Consider the following 20205-nt stretch of genomic DNA (forward strand, 5'->3'; position numbering starts at 1 on the left):
TCATAGTTTCGACTACAAGTAATTTGGGAGAGTCATTTCATGGCAGATACCACTGATTTCAAGAACGGTCTCGTTCTGAAGATCGACAACAAGCTGCAGCAGATTGTTGAGTTTCAGCATGTGAAGCCGGGCAAGGGCCCAGCTTTCGTGCGTACCAAGCTCAAGGACGTGGTCTCTGGCAAGGTAACGGACAAGACTTTCAACGCTGGCGTGAAGGTGGAGACCGCTAACGTCGACCGCCGCGACATGACCTACCTGTACAACGATGGCCAGAACTACGTGGTCATGGATGATAAGACCTACGAGCAGTACGAGCTGCCATTTGACAAGTTCGGCGACGCCGGCAAGTTCCTTTTGGAAAACATGCGCGTCCAGGTCTCCTTCCACGACGGTGAGGCTCTGTTCGGTGAGCTGCCGATCTCCGTTGACCTGAAGGTGGAGCACACTGAGCCGGGCCTGCAGGGTGACCGCTCCAGCGGCGGCACTAAGCCGGCGACGCTCGAGACCGGTGCTGAGATCCAGGTTCCGTTGTTCATTGAGACCGGTAACACCCTCAAGATCGATACCCGTACTGGCGAGTACCTGTCTCGCGTTAACAACTAAGATGACCCAGCCAGAGCCTAACTATAAGCGTCACACGGCGCGCTACCGTGCGCGCCGCCGAGCCGCAGATATCCTCTTCGAGGCAGAGTCTCGCGATGTTGATCCGGTAGCAATCGTGGAGGACCGCGTCGAGCTTGCCCGCGATCCGGAAAATGGTGTGGCGCCGATCGCTGAGTACACCCGCGAGATCGTCAGCGGCGCAGCTGAAGAGTTGGACGCTATCGATGACGCCATCGCCCGCTACCTTTCCAGCGAATGGTCCCTCGAGCGCATCCCTGCTGTTGACCGCGCGATCATGCGCGTAGCGGTATGGGAAATCCTCTTCAACGCGGATGTTCCCAACGCGACTGCGCTCGTCGAAGGCGTAGAGCTTGCCTCGGAGTACTCCAATGACAAGGCCGCGCCCTACATCCACGCGGTGCTGGATGACGTCATCCAAGCCCAGTCCGCGGATAGCCCGATGGCCTCGGCCTCTGCCGAGGACTCTGAGGAGCCCGCTGAGACTGCGGAAACGGAAAGGGACACCGAATAGAACCCCACCGCTAGCGTTAGCTGTTTCGCTAGCTCTCTTCAGAAAACTCCGGCCAGCTATCCTTTGTGAACTGGTCGGAGCTTTGTCTTGGACGGGTTCAAATAGAAAACTGCCCTAGTTGACGAAGTTATTGCCAGATCTTGAGTCAGAGGCAATAACTTTGGCAACTAGGGCAGTTGCGTCGGTGGTTGCAGTGCAGCGCGCTAGAGCAGCGAAGAGAGGAAATCCTTCGTGCGCTGGTGCTGCGGGTTGTCCAAGACCTGCTCCGGGGTGCCGGTTTCGACGACGCCGCCGCCATCCATGAAGACAATGGTGTCGGCGACCTCCCGGGCAAAGCCCATCTCGTGGGTAACAACGAGCATGGTCATGCCATCAGCGGCAAGCTCCTTCATGACGCGGAGAACCTCACCGACGAGCTCGGGGTCGAGGGCGGAAGTGGGCTCGTCGAAGAGCATCAGCTTCGGGTCCATGGCAACCGCACGGGCAATGGCGACACGCTGCTGCTGACCACCAGACAGTTGCACCGGGTAGGCCTCCGCCTTGTGCGCGAGGCCAACCTTTTCCAGCAGCTCCATGGCCTTCTTCTTGGCTTGCTCTGGGTTCTGCTTCTTTACTTGGACCGGTGCCTCGATGATGTTTTCCAGCACGGTGCGGTGGCTAAACAGGTTGAACTGTTGGAAGACCATGCCGATATCCTGGCGCTGGGCGGCGGCTTCCTTCTCGGAGATCTCATAGAGCACGCCGTTGCGCTCGCGGAAACCGATGAGCTCGCCGTCGATGTAGAGTCGGCCGGCCGTGACCTTCTCTAAGTGATTGCAGCAGCGCAGGAAGGTGGACTTGCCGGAACCGGAGGGACCCAAGAGACAGGTGACCTCGCCGGGCATGACGGTGAGGTCGATTCCTTTAAGAACCTCGAGCTGGCCGAAGGATTTGTGCACATTCTGCGCGGAGATCATGGGGGTGGTCATTAGTTCTTTACCTCCGGGATGACAGAGACGTTGCGGGGGATAGTTCCTTCGGCATCCGCTAGCGCGGCCAGCTGGCGGCCGGTGAGCTCGCGGGTGGCGCCGCGCTCAAAGCGGCGCTCCAGGAAGTACTGGCCCACCATGAGCAGAGAGGTGATGGCCAGGTACCACGTCGCGGCCACCATCAGAAGTGGAATGGGCTCGAAGAGCGCAGCGGAGATATCCGTAGCGCGGCCAAAGATTTCGGCGGTGTAGGGAATGGCAACCACAAGGGAGGAAGTCTTGAGCAGAGAAATGAACTCATTGCCGGTCGGCGGGATGATGATGCGGATAGCCTGCGGCAGCACCGTGCGGCGCATGGTCATCCACCAGCCCATTCCCAGGGCCTTGCTGGCTTCCTTCTGGCCTTCCGGAACGGAGGAGATACCGGAGCGGACGATCTCCGCCATGTATGCGGCTTCGTTGAGGCCCAAGCCCAAGACGGAAAGAAGGAATGCGTTATTGAGAACCTCGGTGAGGGAAATCTCCGCGAATCCTAGGTTGATGGATTGGTAGAGGGCTGAAAGTAGACCCCAGAAAACGAGCTGTACGTAGATTGGCGTGCCACGGAAGAGCCACAGGAAGACCCACGACACGCCTCCCAGCACAGGGTTGGGGGACATGCGCATCACCGCGAGGGCAGCGCCGCCCACGACGCCGATGATCATCGCCAGAATCGTAATGGCAATGGTGTGCAGTGCAGCGGTGGCAATCCGAGTATCGAAAAGATACTGGAAATACGTTCCCCATCCGAAGGCCTCGTTGCGTGCCGAGGAGATGATGAACCACACTGCAAGCAGCGCGAGGAGGGTAGCGAAGACCCAGCGCCAAGGGTGGCGCAGTGGGCGAGCTTCGATCTTTTCTGGGGTAGTCGAAGCCGACGACTCCGACGCTGCCGGGAGAGAGGAGTTAGTCATTGATCGGCCTTTCATTAATCATTGCGTGCTCGACGAGGCCCTCGTCGACGCCCCACTTATTGAGTATCTCTGCATAGGCTCCGGTGTCGATGAGGTGTTGGAGTGCCGCGGCCACGGCGGGGCCGAGGTCAGAATCCTTGGGCACGGCGAAGCCGTAGGGTGCCGCGTCGAACATTTCGCCGACCATGGACATACGTCCATCTGAGCGGTTGACAGCCCAGGCAGAAACGGGGGAGTCCGCTGAGAGAGCATCAGCGCGCCCCATCAGGACCGCTAGGGCGGCATTGTCGCTCGTGTCATAGGGAAGAATGGTCAGGTCGCCGTCGCAGGCTTCCTGCTTGGGGCGCAGATCGTCGGTCTCCGACACCGTGGTGCGCTGGACCGCGACGGTGAGGCCACAGGGGTTGGATGGGTCCACCTCATTGGGGCCATCGGTGAGTTTCGCCCACTGAATGCCGGCGTAGAGAATATCGACGAAATCGAAGTTCTCGCGCCGCTCATCGGTATCGGTGAATCCGGAACCGCCGAGATCAATTTGTCCGGCTTGGACCGCCGGTAGAATCATAGAGAAGTCTTGCTCCACCGGCTGAAATTCAAGCCCCAATACTTGGGCGACGGCATTGGCCAAGTCCATCTCTAGGCCGATGATTGAGCCGTCGGAATCCTTGAATTCGAAAGGTGTAAAAGGCGGGTTCGTGCCTACGGTGAGGACGCCATCGGCGTCCTCGTACATTGCGGCAATCTCGGGAACTTCGTCCACGTTGGGCGCGGACCAGCCTTCCGGCAGCGCCGGCTCCTCGTTGGTGACACAGCCGGAGAGGGCCGCGGATGCTAGCAACCCGGCAGCGCCCACGATGGCCGTTTTCTTTCTCATGCTTTAACTCTCTTGGTAGCTAGCGGCTTTGCGCCGGTCCACAACGATGAAAATGGCCACGATAATGCCACCAATCGCGAACATAAGCAGGATCAGTGGTGTGGAGGCGTCTTGGTCAGCGCCCCACGGCCACAACGCACGCAGGGAGCCAAGCATGAAACCAGCCATGGCTGCAAGGGTGACATCGCGGTGATTATCCAGCAGGTAGTTCAACACCTTGACGAAAGCTGCGAGGCCACACACCGCGCCGAGTGCGAAGACACCCACGACGATCATGTTGCGGTCCGAGACCGCGCCAATGATTGGTGCGTAAAGTCCCATCGTCAGCAAAATGAGGGAGCCTGACACACCGGGAAGAACGAGCGCGCACACAGCCACCATGGCCGCTAGGAAGACGACGATCAGGCTGGGGTCTTCCACTGGGGTGGAGGTGAAGCCGGTGACGAAGAAGATTGCGACGGCGGCGATAACAAGCGCGGCGATGGACGCGGGTGAAACGCGCGACATCATGCTCAGCGGCACGATGATAGACACGGCGACCATGCCGAGGAAGAGCGCGCTGGATAGCGAAACCTGGCCCTCCACAAAGTTATGGAGGATCGTGGAGAAGCCGAAAACGGCGGCGAACATGCCGACGGCTACGGAGACGAGGAAGCCCCATTCGACCTTCTTGAAACGGCCGGAGATGAGATCATTGGCGTTATGCAAAGCGCGCTCATAGATGCCGACGATGAGCGCAACGGTGCCGCCGGAGATTCCGGGGACTAACTCGGCCATGCCAATAAGGGCGCCGCGAATGGCGTTGAAAAGATAATGCATAAACCGAAAGTAACCTTGACTGTCTACCCGGTGGGATTGCCGTGCCGGGAAGAGCGGGTGAGCAGATGACTTTTTATTCTCTCACCTCAACGCAGGCTTATGCAAACTATTCAATCAGTAGAAGGATATACGCCTTTTACATCGGCAGGCGCTTGGATACTTCGCCGTAGATCGATCCCAGGATGGCGAAGACAGTGAGGCCGACGAGGCCGTCGAGAAGCACTGCGTAGAAATTATTCAGCTGAGGATCGTTGGAGGAAGCCGTGGACTTGCGCAGTTCTTGATAGTAAGAAGATCCTTCAACCTTGGTGGATATCTGCTTGTCCGCGCTAGATTCGGCAGCAGTAGCAGCGGCGGTGCCGCCTACGGTGAGGGCAATGGCGGTGCTCACAGCGATGATAGTGCGACGCATGGCGACGGGTTCCTTTCCGTTGAAAACGCTAACACCCCACAACAGGCTCTGTCGTGGGGTGGAATTGTGCCCCTGGTGAGACTCGAACTCACACTACACGGGTTTTGAATCCGTTGCCTCTGCCAATTGGGCTACAGGGGCGCACAAGCAACGATACTAGCGCAGCGGACCAATTCGAACCTAATTGCCTGCCTGTGGCCCTCGACGGTGTCATTGAGCGCAACACGTTAGGATGGGCCGGGTGACTACTTCTCAGCCTCGACTCCTGCTCATTGATGGCCACTCCATGGCCTTTCGCGCATTTTATGCACTGCCCGCAGAGAACTTCTCCACCTCGGGCGGTCAGCACACTAATGCGGTGTATGGCTTTCTTTCCATGTTGGCGAACATTCTGACTGAGGAAAAGCCGGACTTTGTCGCGGTGGCCTTCGATGTGGGGCGAAAGACCTTCCGCACGGAGATGTTCCCCGAGTATAAGGCGCAGCGTGAAGCCGCCCCCGAAGAGTTCCGCGGCCAGGTCGAGCTCATCCGTGAGGTTTTGGAGACGCTTGGAATCACTACGCTGTCGCGCGATAACTTCGAAGCTGACGACATCGTGGCGACGTTGTCCACTCAGGCCGGCGCGAATTATGAGACCTTCCTGGTCACTGGTGACCGCGACTATTTGCAGCTTGTCGACGACTCCACGACCGTCCTCTATCCCATGCGCGGAGTCTCCAAGCTGCACCGCTTTACCCCGGAGGCAGTAGAAGAGAAGTATGGCCTCAGCCCCGAGCAATACCCAGATTTCGCAGCCCTGCGCGGGGACCCCTCCGATAACCTGCCGTCTGTCCCGAAGGTAGGGGAGAAGACCGCCACGAAGTGGATTACGCAGTACGGCTCTTTGGATGGCCTCATCGAGCACGCCGAGGAGATTAAGGGCGTGGCGGGGCAAAACTTTCGCGATCGCATCGAGCAGGTCAAGCTCAACCGACAGCTCACGCAAATGGTGACGGATATGGACCTCGAGGTCGGCCCGGCGGACCTCGGCTTTAAGGGTGCCGTGGCTAGCGAGGTGGCAGCTCGCTTCGATGAATTGGAATTCGGCACGAATCTGCGCGAGCGGGTTCTCAACGCCGTACCGCATGACGCAGCGGCTGAAGCTGCGGCGGCTGAGGAGGCACCAGACGTATCGGTGACCGTGGTAAACACTCCGCTGGCTGAGTGGCTCGAAGACAAAGAACACGTAGCGGTCTTCGTGCAAGGCGACGGAACACCGGGCGCGGGTGATGCCGCCGCACTAGCACTCGTCGATTCCTCCTTCGAGGGACTCCAGATTGAATTGGCGGACCTGGACGCGGCCGATGACGCCGCACTGGCTGCCTGGTTGGAATCGGATGCGCCGAAGTACCTCCACGAGGCAAAGGCGGCATGGCATATGTTGTCCGGCCGGGGAATCGAGCTGCAAGGAATTGCCCACGACACCGCTCTCGCCGCCTATATCTTGCGGCCGGGCCAGCGCACCTACGCCTTGACGGATGTGTACCAGCGCCATCTGCAGAAGTCTCTCGGGGCCGCCACGGAGCAGCTCTCCCTCTTGGATGACAATCAGCTTGCGGAACAGGCCGGCGCCATCATGGAGCTCGCGGCAGAGTTGACGAGTCAACTGCAGGAGATTGATTCCTTCGAGCTTTATACCGACCTTGAGCTGCCTCTGGTGAGCATCCTGGCGCGCATGGAAGCCGCGGGCATCGCAGTGGACCGAGACGTCTTAGAGACGCAGCGCGATGCCTTCATCGAGCAGGTTAACGAGCAGGAGCGCGCTGCCCGTGAGTTGGCTGGCGACGACTCCCTCAACCTGAACTCCCCGAAGCAGCTGCAGGCAGTGCTGTTTGAGACCTTCGATATGCCAAAGACGAAGAAGACCAAGACGGGCTATTCCACCGCGGCTAAGGAAATCGAGCAGCTCGCTGCTACCCACCCGCACCCCTTCTTGGATCACCTGCTGGCGCACCGCGAGTACCAGAAGATGAAAACGACGCTGGAGGGGCTCATCAAGACCGTCCAGCCGGATGGCCGCATCCACACCACGTTCAACCAGACTGTGACTTCAACGGGCCGGTTGTCCTCCACGGAGCCGAACCTGCAAAACATTCCGGTGCGCACGGAGGCGGGGCGCCAGATCCGCTCGGCCTTTGTCGTGGGCGAAGGCTATGAAACCCTGATTACGGCGGACTACTCGCAGATCGAGATGCGCGTTATGGCGCACCTGTCTGCTGATCCGGGCCTTATCGAGGCCTACCGTGAGGGCGAGGATCTGCACAACTACGTCGGCTCCAAGGTCTTTGACGTTCCGGTGGATGAGGTCACGCCGGAGCTGCGCCGCCGCGTCAAAGCCATGTCCTATGGCCTTGTGTATGGTCTTTCCGCTTATGGTCTGTCGCAGCAGCTAGGTATCCCGGCACGTGAAGCCAAGGAGATCATGGAGAGCTATTTCGAACGCTTCGGTGGCGTGAAGCGCTATCTCGATGAGGTTGTCGTGCAGGCCCGCAAGGATGGCTACACCTCCACGGTCTTCGGGCGCCGCCGCTATCTACCGGAGCTCAACTCCGATAACCGTGTGGCGCGCGAAAACGCCGAGCGTGCGGCCCTCAATGCGCCCATCCAGGGCACAGCGGCAGACATCATCAAGGTCGCCATGATCCGCGTGGACAAGGCTTTGGAAGGCATGGCTTCGCGCGTGCTCCTCCAAGTTCACGACGAACTCGTCGTGGAGGTGGCGACAGGTGAAACCGAGGAAGTCCAGCGCATCCTCGAACACGAGATGGACAAGGCTATCGAGTTGACCGTGCCCCTCGAAGTCTCCGTGGGCGTGGGCAAGAACTGGGATGCCGCAGCGCACTAGGGAGCGCTTTAGGGATTTAAGTCAAGCCCACCGCGCGCTCGTCCTCGGTGGGCGTGCGGCGCTCCACCAAGCACCCGGCGAGGAGATCGAAGGGAGTTTGTCCCAGCAGTAGGACGCTCAATCCGAGGATGGCCAAAATGGTTGCCTCAACATAGGGGAGTCCTGTCAGTGCAACAAGGGTGAGGAGTAGCCAGCTGTTGCGAATTGCAGCGCTGGCGATGCCGGGACGCTCGGCGATGACCTCCAGCTTCAGCGACCACTTGCCCAGGGAGGTTTGCTTGGTCGCCTCTGCCCACACCCGGTAGACGTAGAAGACGAGGGCGAGGGCGACGATGTCATATATGGCGCCCGCCCTGCCTGTGAGTGCGGCATCGGTGCTGAGGTTGATGAGCCACTTGAGCACCACGATGACGGCGGCGGCGAGGAAAGCGTCGATCCACCACGCCACCGTGCGGCGCAGAAAAATCCCGAGGCGTTCTAAAAGCATGGCTGCCAGCTTAGTTCGCTGCGGCCGGCAAACTCCGCAACAGGGTGGGCGGTGCCGGCCTAGCGCGCTTCGCAGACGAAGATGGCGGTACCGGGGAAAATGGCTCCCCTTTCAGGAGACCACTGGCCCCAAGTGATGTCGAGGCCCTCTGGCCACTCGGGCTCGATGAGGTTGTAAATTTCAAATGAACCACGCACCTGGAGCGCTCGCACCCAATCGCCCATCGTGCGGTGAAACTCAGCATAGGTGAGCTCGCCGTTGGCATCCTGCTCGAGGTAGGCGCGCTCGAAATAGGACAGCTGTGCAGTGAGGTCCTGTGGATCATCGGGGAAGACCCAACGCATGGGGTGTGGCACAGAAAAGACGAAGCGGCCACGAGGGCGCAGAACGCGGTGAACTTCGTACAGTGCCTGGTCAAGGTCGGCTACGAAGGGAAGGGCCCCGAAGGCAGAAAAAGCGATGTCAAAGACTTTATCGCGATAGGGAAGCGCCAGGGCATCTGCTTGAACGAGCGGTAGGCCAGTCTCGGCATGGGAGAGCATTCCAGGCGAGAGATCGAAGCCCGTCGCAAAGCGCGCGCGTCCTTGCAACCACTGCGTGCACGGCGCGGAGCCGCAGCCGAGCTCGAGGACGGTAGCGGAGGAGACGTCGCCAAGCAGCTGCGCTTCAGCCTCATGCAGCATTTCCGGACACCAGTAGAAAGAGGATAGATACTCGGGATGATCTGCGTGGTAGGAGTCGGCGTCATCATCCCAGAAATTACGATTGGCTGCGGATGCAGAAAACGATGCTGAAGACATTCTTCCTTTCCCAATTCTTTTTCCATGTCGTATTTGCCGTTTTAGCTGCGAGGATGTAGGGTTGTACGGGCGTGTCTATGACTCGGGACGCGCTGGGCTACTGTAGGAGAGCTTGGCACGGCTGCGAGTCGGGATTGGAATCCATCTTAAGCCTTGCGTATTTACGCTGCTTAATGACGCTTTTCAAGAGACGCGTAACTGTCCAATTACGATCTCCTACGTTTATTCGGAGCATAACTACATGCCAACTTCTAACACCCCTCAGGTTGCGATCAACGACATCGGAACCGCAGAGGACTTCCTCGCAGCTGTCGACGCCACCATCAAGTACTTCAACGATGGTGACATCGTCGAGGGCACCGTGGTCAAGGTTGACCACGACGAGGTCCTGCTCGACATCGGTTACAAGACCGAAGGCGTCATCCCGTCCCGCGAGCTCTCCATCAAGCACGACGTCAACCCGGATGAGGTTGTCGAGGTCGGCGACGAGATCGACGCTCTTGTTCTCACCAAGGAGGACAAGGAAGGCCGTCTGATCCTGTCCAAGAAGCGCGCACAGTACGAGCGCGCTTGGGGCGCCGTCGAAGAGCTGCACGCCAAGGAGGAGCCGGTTACCGGTACCGTCATCGAGGTTGTCAAGGGTGGTCTCATCCTGGACATCGGCCTCCGTGGCTTCCTCCCGGCTTCCCTCGTTGAGATGCGCCGCGTTCGCGACCTGGAGCCGTACATCGGCCAGGAGCTCGAGGCCAAGATCATCGAGCTGGACAAGCAGCGCAACAACGTTGTCCTGTCTCGCCGCGCATACCTCGAGCAGACCCAGTCCGAGGTCCGCTCCGAGTTCCTGCACCAGCTGCAGAAGGGCCAGGTCCGCAAGGGCGTTGTCTCCTCCATCGTCAACTTCGGCGCCTTCGTCGATCTCGGCGGTGTCGACGGCCTGGTTCACGTTTCCGAGCTGTCCTGGAAGCACATCGACCACCCGTCCGAGGTTGTCACCGTGGGCGACGAGGTTACCGTCGAGGTTCTCGACGTCGACCTGGACCGCGAGCGCGTGTCCCTGTCCCTGAAGGCAACCCAGGAGGATCCGTGGCGCGTCTTCGCCCGCACCCACGCTGTGGGCCAGATCGTCCCGGGCAAGGTCACCAAGCTCGTTCCGTTCGGCGCCTTCGTTCGCGTCGAGGAGGGCATCGAGGGCCTCGTCCACATCTCCGAGCTGGCTCAGCGCCACGTGGAGGTTCCGGACCAGGTTGTCAACGTTGGCCAGGAAGTCATGGTCAAGGTCATCGACATCGACCTCGAGCGTCGCCGCATCTCCCTGTCCGTTAAGCAGGCAGACGAGGACTACACCGACGAGTTCGATCCGTCCAAGTACGGCATGGCTGACTCCTACGACGAGCAGGGCAACTACGTGTTCCCGGAGGGCTTCGACCCGGAGACCAACGAGTGGCTCGAGGGCTACGACGAGCAGCGCCAGGCTTGGGAGGCTCGCTACGCCGAGTCCGAGCGTCGCTTCAACCTGCACACCGCTCAGATCGAGCGCAACCGTGCTGCAGCCGCTGAGGCCGCCGAGTCCGCTGCCAACTCCAACTACTCTTCCGAGTCTCAGGATGCAGCTCCGGCATCCGATTCTCAGGCAGAGGTTGGCGGCTCCCTCGCATCCGACGAGCAGCTCGCTGCTCTTCGCGACAAGCTCGCTGGCAACTAAGGACATTGCTTCTTAGGAAAGGCCGTCTTTTCCCGCTGGGGGAGAGGCGGCCTTTCGCGTATCCTAAGCCGGTATGAAACTGATTGGACTTACCGGCGGAATCGGCAGCGGAAAATCCACCGTAGCGCAGCTCCTCGTGCAGGAAGGCTGGGTACTGGTCGATGCAGACCGCATCGCCCGTGACATCGTTGAGCCAGGCCAGCCGGCACTCACTGAGCTGGCGGAGGCCTTTGGGCAGGACATTCTGCTCCCCGATGGGAGCCTTGATCGCGGTCTCTTGGCCTCCCGCGCTTTTGCCAGCGCCGAGAAAACCGCTGTTCTCAACTCCATTACCCACCCGCGTATCCAGGAAGAAACCCAGGCACGCTTCGAGGCAGCGCGCCAAGGCGGTGCCGAGTTCGTGGTTTATGACATGCCGCTCCTCGTCGATAAAGGGCTCCACGGAGACATGGACGCCACCATCGTCGTCGACGTCGACGCAGAGGAGCGAGTACGCCGACTAGTCGAGTACCGCGGCCTGGAGGAAACCGATGCACGCCGCCGCATAGCCGCGCAGCTCCCCGACGATGTGCGCCGTGCCGCCGCCGACTTCGTCATTGATAACAACGGCCCCCGCGAAGCGCTCGATGGGCAGGTCGCGGGGGTCGTCGAGAAGCTGCGTGCACTCCTAGGCTCACCCGATAGCTAAGAATCTCTTTCTAACTATCGCGTTGCTACGACGTCTGAGACGGCGATGTGGTCATTGTTTTCCATGTCTTCACCCACAAAATCGAGGTCCGTGCGCATAAGCATGGTGTTGTAGTCGCGCCACGACGTTAGCGTGTAATACAGGTGCTGATCATCCTGGTTTGGCAGCACGAAGGGCGCGTAGGTGTCGTTGAGAGGTTCGCCGCTGACGACCTTTGTGGTCTCGGCGCTGACTAGCATGCGGCGTGGCGACCACGGTCCCTCTGGACTATCCGCAGTGCGCATGACGATGCCTTCACCTTCCACCCCGTACATGGTGACGAACTTGCCCAAGTACTGGTTGTAGGCGACGGAGAGCTCTGAGACCTTACCGTCAAGCACTTCGCTAGCTTGTGCGGGGTCCTTTACCCAGGAGCCATCAGAGTAGTAGCTGAAGGCACGTTCGTTGGGGAATTCCGACTTTGGTGCGCGCGATAGGTAAGCGGGGCCGCGGCGGCCGTTGCCCGTGGTGAAGCGGTAGACATAGTCCCCGTGTTCGATGTAGGCCGATTGCTGTAGTTTCTCAAAACCGGCGCGATAGTTGGCCCCGCCAGGGATGGGCGCGTTCGCACCGTGGCTAGCGTTGGTGCGTGTGGCCTCCGGAACCGCGCGCCACGTGACTCCGCCATCGGTGGACTTCACCGTCGCGGCATAGTTGGTGGACCAGCCTGTGTTCGGGTCGTGCCACGAGCGCACGGACATGTAGTCAACGTAATGCACGCCGTCAACAACGATGCCCGCGGTGGGGATCGTGGTGCGCTCACCGTTGGTATCGGCATCCCCAACCTTTTGTGAAGGAATGAACTCCTTTGCCCGGCCATTGTCGGACCAGCCGCCAGTAGTCAGTGCCTCCTCGAGACGCAGGCCGTCGCCATAATCGTGGTCCGTCGTGCGCAACAGGAGGTTAGAACGCCAACCATCGCCCTCGCCGACGCAGTCCATGGAGTCACCGAAGACGTAGTAGGAATGACCTGTGTCATCAGAGTAGGCGATGCCCAGATCGGTCCCGGAGATGCCAAACTTTTGATCCGTGCGGTTGGGTGAACCGGAACCGGTGATCAGCTGCATGATCTGGGTGGGCCCGCCAGTGATTTGGCGCTGGTTATAGTTGCTGCGCTGCCCATTCGCAGGCTCTCCCGGCTTTCCCGAACGGGAGGAGCTGCCGAAGAGCGCATCGAGCCCACCGAGAGAGGATCCACCGGCTGGACCGGAAGCCTTCGGAGTGGAGGTAAAGCTACCAGACTTCGAGTAGGGTGTGCACGGCGCGGCGAAGGCCGAGGGTGTCTGGGTTAGTACGGCGAGGGGGAGCAGCCCGGCAATCGTCAGGGTGCTGGCAAGGGAACGGAACTTCATGCCAGCCGATTCTAAAGGAAGGCAGGAACTTTTAAAGGATATGGCGGGTAAAATTTACCTGCTGCTCTCATCCCGTTCATGTAAGCGGTTTATTCTCCCCCTTCATGGGAACCTGGGACGTTGGGCCTTTTGATAATCATGCCGCGTGCGAAGTGCTCGCGGATATTCGTGACGGTTCCTTCGACCTCGATGCATTCAAAAAGAGCTGTGTGGATTCGCCCATTGATATCGACGACGCCGAGATTGTCATCGCCTTGGGAGCGCTGGCCACGGCGCCGGCCGACAAGCTGCCCCCGGGGATCAGCACTGACGCTGTCAAGGCGCTGCGCACACCGCAGACCCGGGCGTGGTTGCGCAAGCGGATCAACACGGCGATGGAGCCGGACAAATCCGCAATCTATGCGCTCTGGGAGACCACCGGTGAGCTTGAGCTGTGGCTGCGCACCACGCGTGCGGCGCTGCCCTAAGCCGCTGTCCTAGCAGGTTTCGTCCGCGCCGCGTTAGACTGGTCGGCATGGCTTTTGCTGCTGAACACCCTATCCTGCCGGTCTCTGAACACCGCCCAGTCGGCGAAGTTGAGCGCCGCTCGGCCGAGTTTCGTGTTGAGTCCGAGTACCAGCCCGCCGGTGACCAACCTGCGGCGATCGCGGAACTCAACGAACGCCTCAACCGCGGAGAGCGCGACGTCGTCCTCATGGGTGCCACGGGCACCGGTAAGTCAGCGACCGCTGCGTGGCTCATTGAACAGCAGCAGCGCCCGACACTGGTGATGGCACCAAATAAAACACTGGCAGCACAGCTGGCAAATGAGCTGCGCCAACTCCTGCCACACAACGCGGTTGAGTATTTCGTATCCTATTACGACTACTACCAACCGGAGGCCTATATCGCGCAGACGGACACCTACATTGAGAAAGATTCCTCTATCAACGAGGACGTGGAGCGCCTGCGCCACTCGGCAACGTCGGCCCTGCTCTCTCGCCGTGATGTCGTCGTCGTCTCCTCAGTGTCCTGCATCTATGGCCTTGGCACCCCGCAGTCCTACCTTGACCGCTCCGTCGTGCTCGAGGAAGGGGAGGAAATTGACCGCGATCGCTTCCTGCGTCTGCTCGTCGATATTCAGTATGAGCGCAATGACGTGGGCTTTACGCGCGGAACCTTCCGCGCCAAGGGCGATACCGTGGATATCATCCCCGCCTACGAAGAGCGTGCGGTACGCATCGAGTTCTTTGGTGATGACGTGGACGAGCTCTATTACATCCATCCGCTCACGGGTGATGTTCTGGAGCGGGTCGATGAGGTGCGGATTTTTCCCGCGACCCACTACGTAGCAGGCCCAGAGCGTATGGCCCGTGCCATTGAGGACATCAAGGAGGAGCTCGCGGAGCGCCTCGCCGAGCTGGAGAACCGCGGCAAGTTGCTCGAAGCGCAGCGCCTGCGCATGCGTACCGAATACGACCTCGAGATGATTGAGCAGGTGGGCTTTTGCTCCGGCATTGAGAACTACTCGCGCCACGTTGATGGCCGCCCCGCCGGTTCCGCGCCGGCGACGCTCTTGGATTTTTTCCCAGAGGACTTCCTCACCATCATCGATGAGTCTCACGTGACCGTCCCGCAGATCGGCGGCATGTTTGAGGGCGATATGGCGCGCAAGCGCAACCTCGTGGAGTTTGGCTTCCGTCTTCCTTCTGCCGTAGACAACCGGCCGTTGACCTTCGATGAGTTTGAGGAGCGCGTCGGCCAAACCGTCTACATGTCGGCCACACCGGGCGATTTCGAAATGACGGCTTCCGGCGGCGAGTTCGTGGAACAGGTTATTCGCCCCACCGGCCTCGTAGACCCCAAGGTGACGGTCAAGCCCACCAAGGGCCAGATTGATGATCTCATCGATGAGGTTCGCGCCCGTACCGCGAAGCAGGAGCGCGTCCTAGTCACGACCTTGACCAAACGTATGGCGGAGGACCTCACAGATTACTTGCTGGAACACGGCATCAAGGTGCGCTACCTCCACTCGGATATTGACACGCTCCAGCGCGTGGAGCTGTTGCGCCAGCTGCGCTTGGGTGAGTTCGATGTCCTCGTGGGCATCAACCTGCTGCGTGAGGGCCTCGACCTTCCTGAAGTTTCACTCGTTGCGATCTTGGATGCCGATAAGGAAGGTTTCCTGCGCTCCACCACCTCGCTTATTCAGACGATTGGCCGCGCCGCCCGAAACGTCTCCGGTGAGGTCATCATGTACGCGGATAAAATTACGGACTCGATGCAGGAGGCGATCGAGGAGACCGAGCGTCGCCGAGAGAAGCAGATTGCGTATAACAAGGAGCACGGCATTGACCCGCAGCCGCTGCGCAAAAAGATCGCCGACATTTTGGACCAGGTCTATGAGAACGCCGATGAGCAGGGGCAAGACGCGGATCCCACGGCCATCGTCGACAAGCCGGATGTGTCCTCCATGGCAGCCGACGAGGTGCAGGCGCTTATCGACGACCTGACGACCCAAATGCGAGAGGCTGCCCGAGAGCTCAAGTTCGAGTTGGCGGGGCGTTTGCGCGATGAGATCGCTGATCTGAAAAAGGAGCAACGCGGTCTTAAGGAGGCCGGGATCTAATGGCGCGCCCAGTGCTGAAATTTGCCTACTCAATATGCGGGTAAAACCAATCTCTGCGTAGAAGGCCGTGTCATACTGTTAAGGATTAATCGCTACTTATAAGGAGAATCATGCTGAGCTACAACGTCATCGCCGTCGGAACCGATGGCTCTCAGACTTCCATGCGCGCTGTCCGTTCTGCCGCATCCATGGCGCGCGCCTATGACGCGACGCTGATTATCGTGTCCGCTTTCTACAACCACTCTGGTTCGATGCTCGGCGCCCCGAACTCGGAGGACGCACGAGTACCGGTGGTGAGCGAGGAGATGTCGGAAAGCTTCCTCAGCAATGCTGCGGAGATCGCGCACGGTGAGGGTGCGAAGCGCATTGAAATCATTGCTAAGTCTGGTGACCCCGTGAATTCGCTCCTCGAGGTGGGCAAGGACTACGACGTGGATATGTTCGTCGTGGGCAACAAGGGAATTCACTCGGTGCGCGGTCGAGTGTTTGGCTCCGTAGCGACGGAGCTCACGCGCAAGGCCCACGCCGACGTCGTGGTGGTCAACACCACTGACTAGGGCAGTGCACCGCGCGCGTATCCTCGTGCGCGCTGATCGACGTGAACGCGCCAGCGTTGTTAGACTAGCTGGTGCGCAAAAGCTTTAAAATTTTGTCAAGCGGTGGCCCCACGGTTGGGGCCAGCGAAGAAAGGTCATCATGAGCGATTACAACAAGATCGTGGTCGGTACCGACGGTTCCAAGTCCTCCTTGCTCGCAGTGGAGCGTGCCGCCAAGATCGCCGCAGCCTTCGATGCCACCCTCATCATCGGTTGCGCCTACTACGAGAATCAGGAGCAGGCTTCCAAGACGCTGCGCCAGGATTCCGTGACGATTCTCGGTGATGAGAAGGCCCAGGCCAACCTCGCTTCCGGCAAGGAACACGCAGAGAAATTCGGCGTGACGAAGGTGGAGACCGCTGTGCGCCCGGGAACCCCGGTTCAGGCCCTGATGTCCATCGTCAACGACAACAAGGCAGACCTGCTCGTCGTCGGTAACCGCGGAATTAACTCCCTGACCGGCCGCCTCCTCGGTTCGGTTCCGGCGGATGTCGCACGTCAGTCTGACTGTGACGTTATGATTGTTCACACTGTGAGCTAGGACGCTAGTCGTCACGGCGCGCATGCTCCGGAGAAGTCCTTAGCATTGAGGAAGTCTCTGGGCCTGCGCGCCGTTTTGTTTCTAACGAGCTTTAGTCGCTCAATCGCAGCTCGCGGTAAGCGCGGGCAAGAACGTTGCCATCCGTCCCCTGAATGAGTGGGATATCGAAGGAGGTCTGCTCGTTGACCTTCACCAAAGGCGCGAGCGAACCGTGTGCGAGCAGCTGCTCCTGTGGGCTGAGGTTGCGGATCGCCACGGCCGCTACGTGGTTGGGGTGCTCCGCCGCCGCGTCTGCATAGGTAAGAGGATCGTGCTGACCGTCGTCGCCGATGAGCAGCCAGCGGAGCTTCGGGAAAGCAATGAAGAGGTTGCGGAGCTGCACGCGCTTGTGCTCCTGACCATTGCGGAAGAGGCCGGTGGGGGTAGGACCCCAGTCTGTCAGCAGCAGGGGACCACGCGGGAAGCCCTTCTCCGCCATGAAGTTAACCAAGGTGTCGTAGGTGTTCCAGGCGCCGGTGGAGAGGTAAATGAAGGGGATATCGGGGTGATGTTGGGCGATTTCCCGGTAGAACCGTGCCATACCTTCGACGGGGGTGCGGGTATTGGTGCGTTTAACCCACGAGTTCCATGCTGCAATCATTGCGCGCGGGAGCCACGTCACCATGATGGTGTCATCTATGTCGCTGACCACGCCGAACGTGGTGTCCTTGTCCACGATGAGCACTTCCGAGGTCACCGCGTCCGCGCCTTTGGCACGGATGGTGACCTCGTGCCAGCCGGGCTCTAGGCCGTGGTTGTAGACGAGGATATCGATGTAGCCGTTGTCGTTCGTGGTTCCCGATACCGTCTTCCCACCAACCGTGACTTCGACCTCGTGGTCTGTGACCTGAATGGTGAAGAACTGGCGGTAGCCACGCTGCGCCCAGGTATCCGTTTCTTCAGCCGTCGGGTCATGCATGAGGACACGGCCCAGAACACGGACGAATTCTTCATTGCCGTAACCGGCATAGCCAGTGATGCTGGGTTGCCACCCTTTGCGCGCCGAGCGCTTGAGCGAGAGGGAATTTACAGTGAATTCGACTTTGCGGGCGATATCGGAAAGAGCCATGGGCACCAGACTATCCGAAAACCTCCGCATAACGGCCGGTGATGGTCAAGGACTGCGTCGCACGCGTGAGCGCAACATAGAGGTTGTGCAAACCCTGTGGGGAGGCTGCCACGATGTCATCGGGGTTGACCACCGTGACGTGATCAAACTCGAGGCCTTTGATCTCCTCGACGTTGGCAGCCGTGATCACGGCGCGCAGGCGCCCGTCCTCATCCTCAAATGTCCTCGGCTCCGCATCGGTGGCGTCGTCGTGCCAGACAACGTCAACACCATCGCGCACCGCGATGCTCGGCGTGGCCTCAGGGTTGATTTCTTCCAACAGCCGATTGGCTAATTCCGTAACCGGGCGTGGGGTGCGGTAGTTGACCGTCAACCCGTGCAGTCGGAAGCGCTCTCCAACAAAAGGCTCGAGCGTCTCGCCCCAGTCATCCACACCGGCGGGCGCTCCAGTCTGGGACGTATCGCCCACGAGCGTCATCCATCGCGAGGGGCTACGCCGGAAAATCATGCGCCATTCCATGGGGGTAAGTTCTTGGGCTTCGTCAACGATGACGTGCCCGTAGGCCCACGTGTAGTCTTCCCGGGCCCGCTGGGCGGTGGTGCGAGAATCCCGAACCTCGTGACGGCGAGCGAGGTGCTCGGCGTCGATGACATCGTGCGCAGAGAGGATCTCGGCTTCGAACATGTCATCATCGTTGTCAGTGGAATCAGAGGAGCTCAGAATATCGAGGGCGTCTTCTGCCTCCGCGACCTGTTCGCGCCATTCTTTCTCCTCGGCGGCGCGCTCTGCTTCGGGGTCGGGCATGCCGATGAGGACCGCGAGCTCGTCGAGAAGCGCGGCGTCGGAGGCCGCCCATGACGTACCGTCTTCGCGGTAGAGGGCACCGCGGGTTTCGTCATCATAAGCGTAGGCTGCCGTATCGATTCGTTCGGCGCTACTCAGGAGATTGGCGAGTACCTCGGTAGGCGTGAGATGGGGCCAGAACTCGTCGATGAGTTCTGTGACCTGTGGTTCTTCGGCGAGGTCATCGTGGAGCTGATCCACGTCCGCGCGGGAGAGCAGGTTGGCACCTCCCAGCGGGTCAGAACCGATGCGTTCGGCCATCTGCTGGGCCAGAGACTCGATGAGGTGTTCCGCAAATGCCGCTTGAGCGTCGTTGTGCGGCTTGCGTGAGCGCCGCGCGCGGGTACGCGCCGCTTTGACCATAGCTGGGGTGACGGTGAGCTCGAGCCGATCGATCTCCACCGTGCGCGGCTGCTCCGGTAGGCGCTGATAATCCTTGACCGCGTTGCCGAGGATTTCCACCATGGCAGCGGAGCCCTTGATCTCGCGGGCGAGCAAGGACTCCGAGTGAGTAGCCTCGATGCCGGGGAAGAGGGAAGAGATGGTGGAAAGCACGACGCCGGTTTCACCAAGTTCCGGGAGTACTCGGGAAATGTATTCCAGGAAGGTGGAATTGGGTCCGACGATGAGCACGCCCGTAGCGGCTAATTGTTCGCGGTAGGTGTAGAGCAAGTAGGCCACGCGGTGCAGTGCAACAGCGGTCTTGCCGGTTCCCGGGCCACCTTCGACCACCATGACGCCCCGCGTGCTGTCACGGATGATTTCGTCCTGTTCGCGCTGAATGGTCTCCACGATGGAGGGCATGTGCCCGGTGCGGGCGCGCTGCATCACGTGGTGGAGGGCGGACTCGCTTGCGACATCGCTGCTGTCAGCAGAGGATTCTCCCTCCAAGACCTCGTCGCTGATTCCAATAACCGTGCGCCCAGTGGTCCGGATATGCCGACGGACATGGACGCCTTCAGGGTGCGCTGTAGTGGCGAGGTAGAAGGGGCGCGCCATCGGCGCACGCCAATCCAGAAGGAGTGTCCGGTAGTTCTCCTCCCTGGCGTCGAGTCCCATGCGGCCGATGTAGCGCCGGTCCAGGCCTTCCGGGGTGGGGTTATCACCGGGTGCATCGATGTCGATGCGCCCAAAAACTAAGCCGAGTTGGGCGACGTTGAGGCGATCCAATTTAGCCTGCAGGCCGTGGTACTCGGTCTCTCGCCGAACGAGTGCATCGGCGTCCGGGGTATGTGGATCGACGGCAGCTTGCACTTCGTTCAAGCGCTCGTTGGCCGCTTGAACCTCGTTGTCCAGACGCTCGAAGAGGCCATCGACATATGCTTGCTCGCTAGCTATTTCCGCGCTCTGCTCGTTCGCGTGGGCGCCGGGTTTCCCGGTATGAGTCGCGGGTGA

General features: G+C 60.1%; 19 protein-coding genes and 1 tRNA gene. 9 read left to right on the plus strand and 11 right to left on the minus strand.

Going from position 1 to position 20205, the window contains the following annotated elements; genetic code table 11:
* The first annotated feature begins 39 nt into the window (after nucleotides 1-39).
* Both efp and nusB read left to right on the plus strand, forming a co-directional pair.
* The gene (gene efp, locus QKE52_RS01995; RefSeq protein ID WP_046648551.1) at nucleotides 40-603 is read left to right on the plus strand and encodes an elongation factor P; all 564 of its coding nucleotides are present in this window, start codon (nucleotides 40-42) and stop codon (nucleotides 601-603) included.
* Nucleotide 604: 1 nt separating this feature from the next.
* Nucleotides 605-1135, plus strand: a complete 531-nt coding sequence (gene nusB, locus QKE52_RS02000) for a transcription antitermination factor NusB (protein WP_046648550.1) — start codon at nucleotides 605-607, stop codon at nucleotides 1133-1135.
* A 203-nt stretch (nucleotides 1136-1338) separates the two neighbouring features.
* On the opposite strand, the gene QKE52_RS02005 is transcribed toward nusB, so the two are convergent.
* The 6 genes from QKE52_RS02005 to QKE52_RS02030 all read right to left on the minus strand — a co-directional run bounded on the left by QKE52_RS02005 (nucleotide 1339) and on the right by QKE52_RS02030 (nucleotide 5302).
* Nucleotides 1339-2103, minus strand: a complete 765-nt coding sequence (locus QKE52_RS02005) for an amino acid ABC transporter ATP-binding protein (protein WP_102234417.1) — start codon at nucleotides 2101-2103, stop codon at nucleotides 1339-1341.
* On the minus strand, nucleotides 2103-3056 hold the full coding sequence (locus tag QKE52_RS02010) for an amino acid ABC transporter permease (RefSeq protein WP_347947961.1): 954 nt from the start codon (nucleotides 3054-3056) through the stop codon (nucleotides 2103-2105). The genes QKE52_RS02005 and QKE52_RS02010 overlap by 1 nt, the downstream gene beginning before the upstream one ends.
* Entirely contained in the window at nucleotides 3049-3930 is an 882-nt protein-coding gene (locus QKE52_RS02015; RefSeq protein ID WP_347947962.1) for an ABC transporter substrate-binding protein, read from the minus strand. Before QKE52_RS02015 ends, QKE52_RS02010 begins: the two co-directional genes overlap by 8 nt.
* Nucleotides 3931-3933: 3 nt before the next feature.
* Nucleotides 3934-4749, minus strand: a complete 816-nt coding sequence (locus tag QKE52_RS02020; protein ID WP_347947964.1) for a DUF368 domain-containing protein — start codon at nucleotides 4747-4749, stop codon at nucleotides 3934-3936.
* 136 nt (nucleotides 4750-4885) lie between these two features.
* Nucleotides 4886-5161 (minus strand): hypothetical protein, encoded by a 276-nt coding sequence (locus tag QKE52_RS02025; RefSeq protein WP_046648545.1) that lies wholly within the window; start codon nucleotides 5159-5161, stop codon nucleotides 4886-4888.
* A gap of 67 nt (nucleotides 5162-5228) precedes the next feature.
* Nucleotides 5229-5302, minus strand: a tRNA-Leu gene (locus tag QKE52_RS02030).
* Between the two features lie 91 nt (nucleotides 5303-5393).
* Between QKE52_RS02030 and polA the strand changes: the two genes are divergently transcribed.
* Nucleotides 5394-8045, plus strand: a complete 2652-nt coding sequence (gene polA, locus QKE52_RS02035) for a DNA polymerase I (RefSeq protein ID WP_347947966.1) — start codon at nucleotides 5394-5396, stop codon at nucleotides 8043-8045.
* A gap of 16 nt (nucleotides 8046-8061) precedes the next feature.
* Here polA and QKE52_RS02040 read toward each other — a convergent pair whose 3' ends face one another.
* Both QKE52_RS02040 and QKE52_RS02045 read right to left on the minus strand, forming a co-directional pair.
* Nucleotides 8062-8532 carry an RDD family protein gene (locus QKE52_RS02040; RefSeq protein WP_102234420.1) on the minus strand — a complete coding sequence of 157 codons (471 nt, stop codon included), beginning with the start codon at nucleotides 8530-8532 and terminating at the stop codon, nucleotides 8062-8064.
* A gap of 59 nt (nucleotides 8533-8591) precedes the next feature.
* Nucleotides 8592-9332 carry a class I SAM-dependent methyltransferase gene (locus QKE52_RS02045; protein WP_070516962.1) on the minus strand — a complete coding sequence of 247 codons (741 nt, stop codon included), beginning with the start codon at nucleotides 9330-9332 and terminating at the stop codon, nucleotides 8592-8594.
* Nucleotides 9333-9573: 241 nt separating this feature from the next.
* Between QKE52_RS02045 and rpsA the strand changes: the two genes are divergently transcribed.
* Complete coding sequence (gene rpsA, locus QKE52_RS02050; protein WP_010190105.1) at nucleotides 9574-11034, plus strand: 30S ribosomal protein S1; 1461 nt, start codon at nucleotides 9574-9576, stop codon at nucleotides 11032-11034.
* A gap of 73 nt (nucleotides 11035-11107) precedes the next feature.
* On the plus strand, nucleotides 11108-11722 hold the full coding sequence (gene coaE / locus QKE52_RS02055) for a dephospho-CoA kinase (protein ID WP_049154593.1): 615 nt from the start codon (nucleotides 11108-11110) through the stop codon (nucleotides 11720-11722).
* A 14-nt stretch (nucleotides 11723-11736) separates the two neighbouring features.
* Here coaE and QKE52_RS02060 read toward each other — a convergent pair whose 3' ends face one another.
* The gene (locus QKE52_RS02060; protein WP_347947969.1) at nucleotides 11737-13113 is read right to left on the minus strand and encodes a DUF4185 domain-containing protein; all 1377 of its coding nucleotides are present in this window, start codon (nucleotides 13111-13113) and stop codon (nucleotides 11737-11739) included.
* Nucleotides 13114-13217: 104 nt separating this feature from the next.
* Between QKE52_RS02060 and QKE52_RS02065 the strand changes: the two genes are divergently transcribed.
* The 4 genes from QKE52_RS02065 to QKE52_RS02080 all read left to right on the plus strand — a co-directional run bounded on the left by QKE52_RS02065 (nucleotide 13218) and on the right by QKE52_RS02080 (nucleotide 16858).
* On the plus strand, nucleotides 13218-13580 hold the full coding sequence (locus tag QKE52_RS02065; RefSeq protein ID WP_102234422.1) for a DUF4259 domain-containing protein: 363 nt from the start codon (nucleotides 13218-13220) through the stop codon (nucleotides 13578-13580).
* A 47-nt stretch (nucleotides 13581-13627) separates the two neighbouring features.
* Nucleotides 13628-15721, plus strand: coding sequence for an excinuclease ABC subunit UvrB (uvrB, locus tag QKE52_RS02070; protein ID WP_347947970.1), 2094 nt, complete (start codon nucleotides 13628-13630; stop codon nucleotides 15719-15721).
* 110 nt (nucleotides 15722-15831) lie between these two features.
* The gene (locus QKE52_RS02075) at nucleotides 15832-16278 is read left to right on the plus strand and encodes a universal stress protein (protein ID WP_010190093.1); all 447 of its coding nucleotides are present in this window, start codon (nucleotides 15832-15834) and stop codon (nucleotides 16276-16278) included.
* Between the two features lie 139 nt (nucleotides 16279-16417).
* A complete protein-coding gene (locus tag QKE52_RS02080) occupies nucleotides 16418-16858 on the plus strand; it encodes a universal stress protein (protein WP_046648537.1) in 441 nt (146 codons plus the stop codon).
* A gap of 91 nt (nucleotides 16859-16949) precedes the next feature.
* On the opposite strand, the gene QKE52_RS02085 is transcribed toward QKE52_RS02080, so the two are convergent.
* A complete protein-coding gene (locus QKE52_RS02085; RefSeq protein WP_070513280.1) occupies nucleotides 16950-17966 on the minus strand; it encodes a phosphatase domain-containing protein in 1017 nt (338 codons plus the stop codon).
* Between the two features lie 10 nt (nucleotides 17967-17976).
* Entirely contained in the window at nucleotides 17977-20148 is a 2172-nt protein-coding gene (locus QKE52_RS02090; RefSeq protein ID WP_232745331.1) for an AAA family ATPase, read from the minus strand.
* Nucleotides 20149-20205 lie beyond the last annotated feature (57 nt).

The organism is Corynebacterium sp. c25Ua_47, from assembly GCF_039907205.1.
GTDB lineage: Bacteria > Actinomycetota > Actinomycetes > Mycobacteriales > Mycobacteriaceae > Corynebacterium > Corynebacterium hiratae.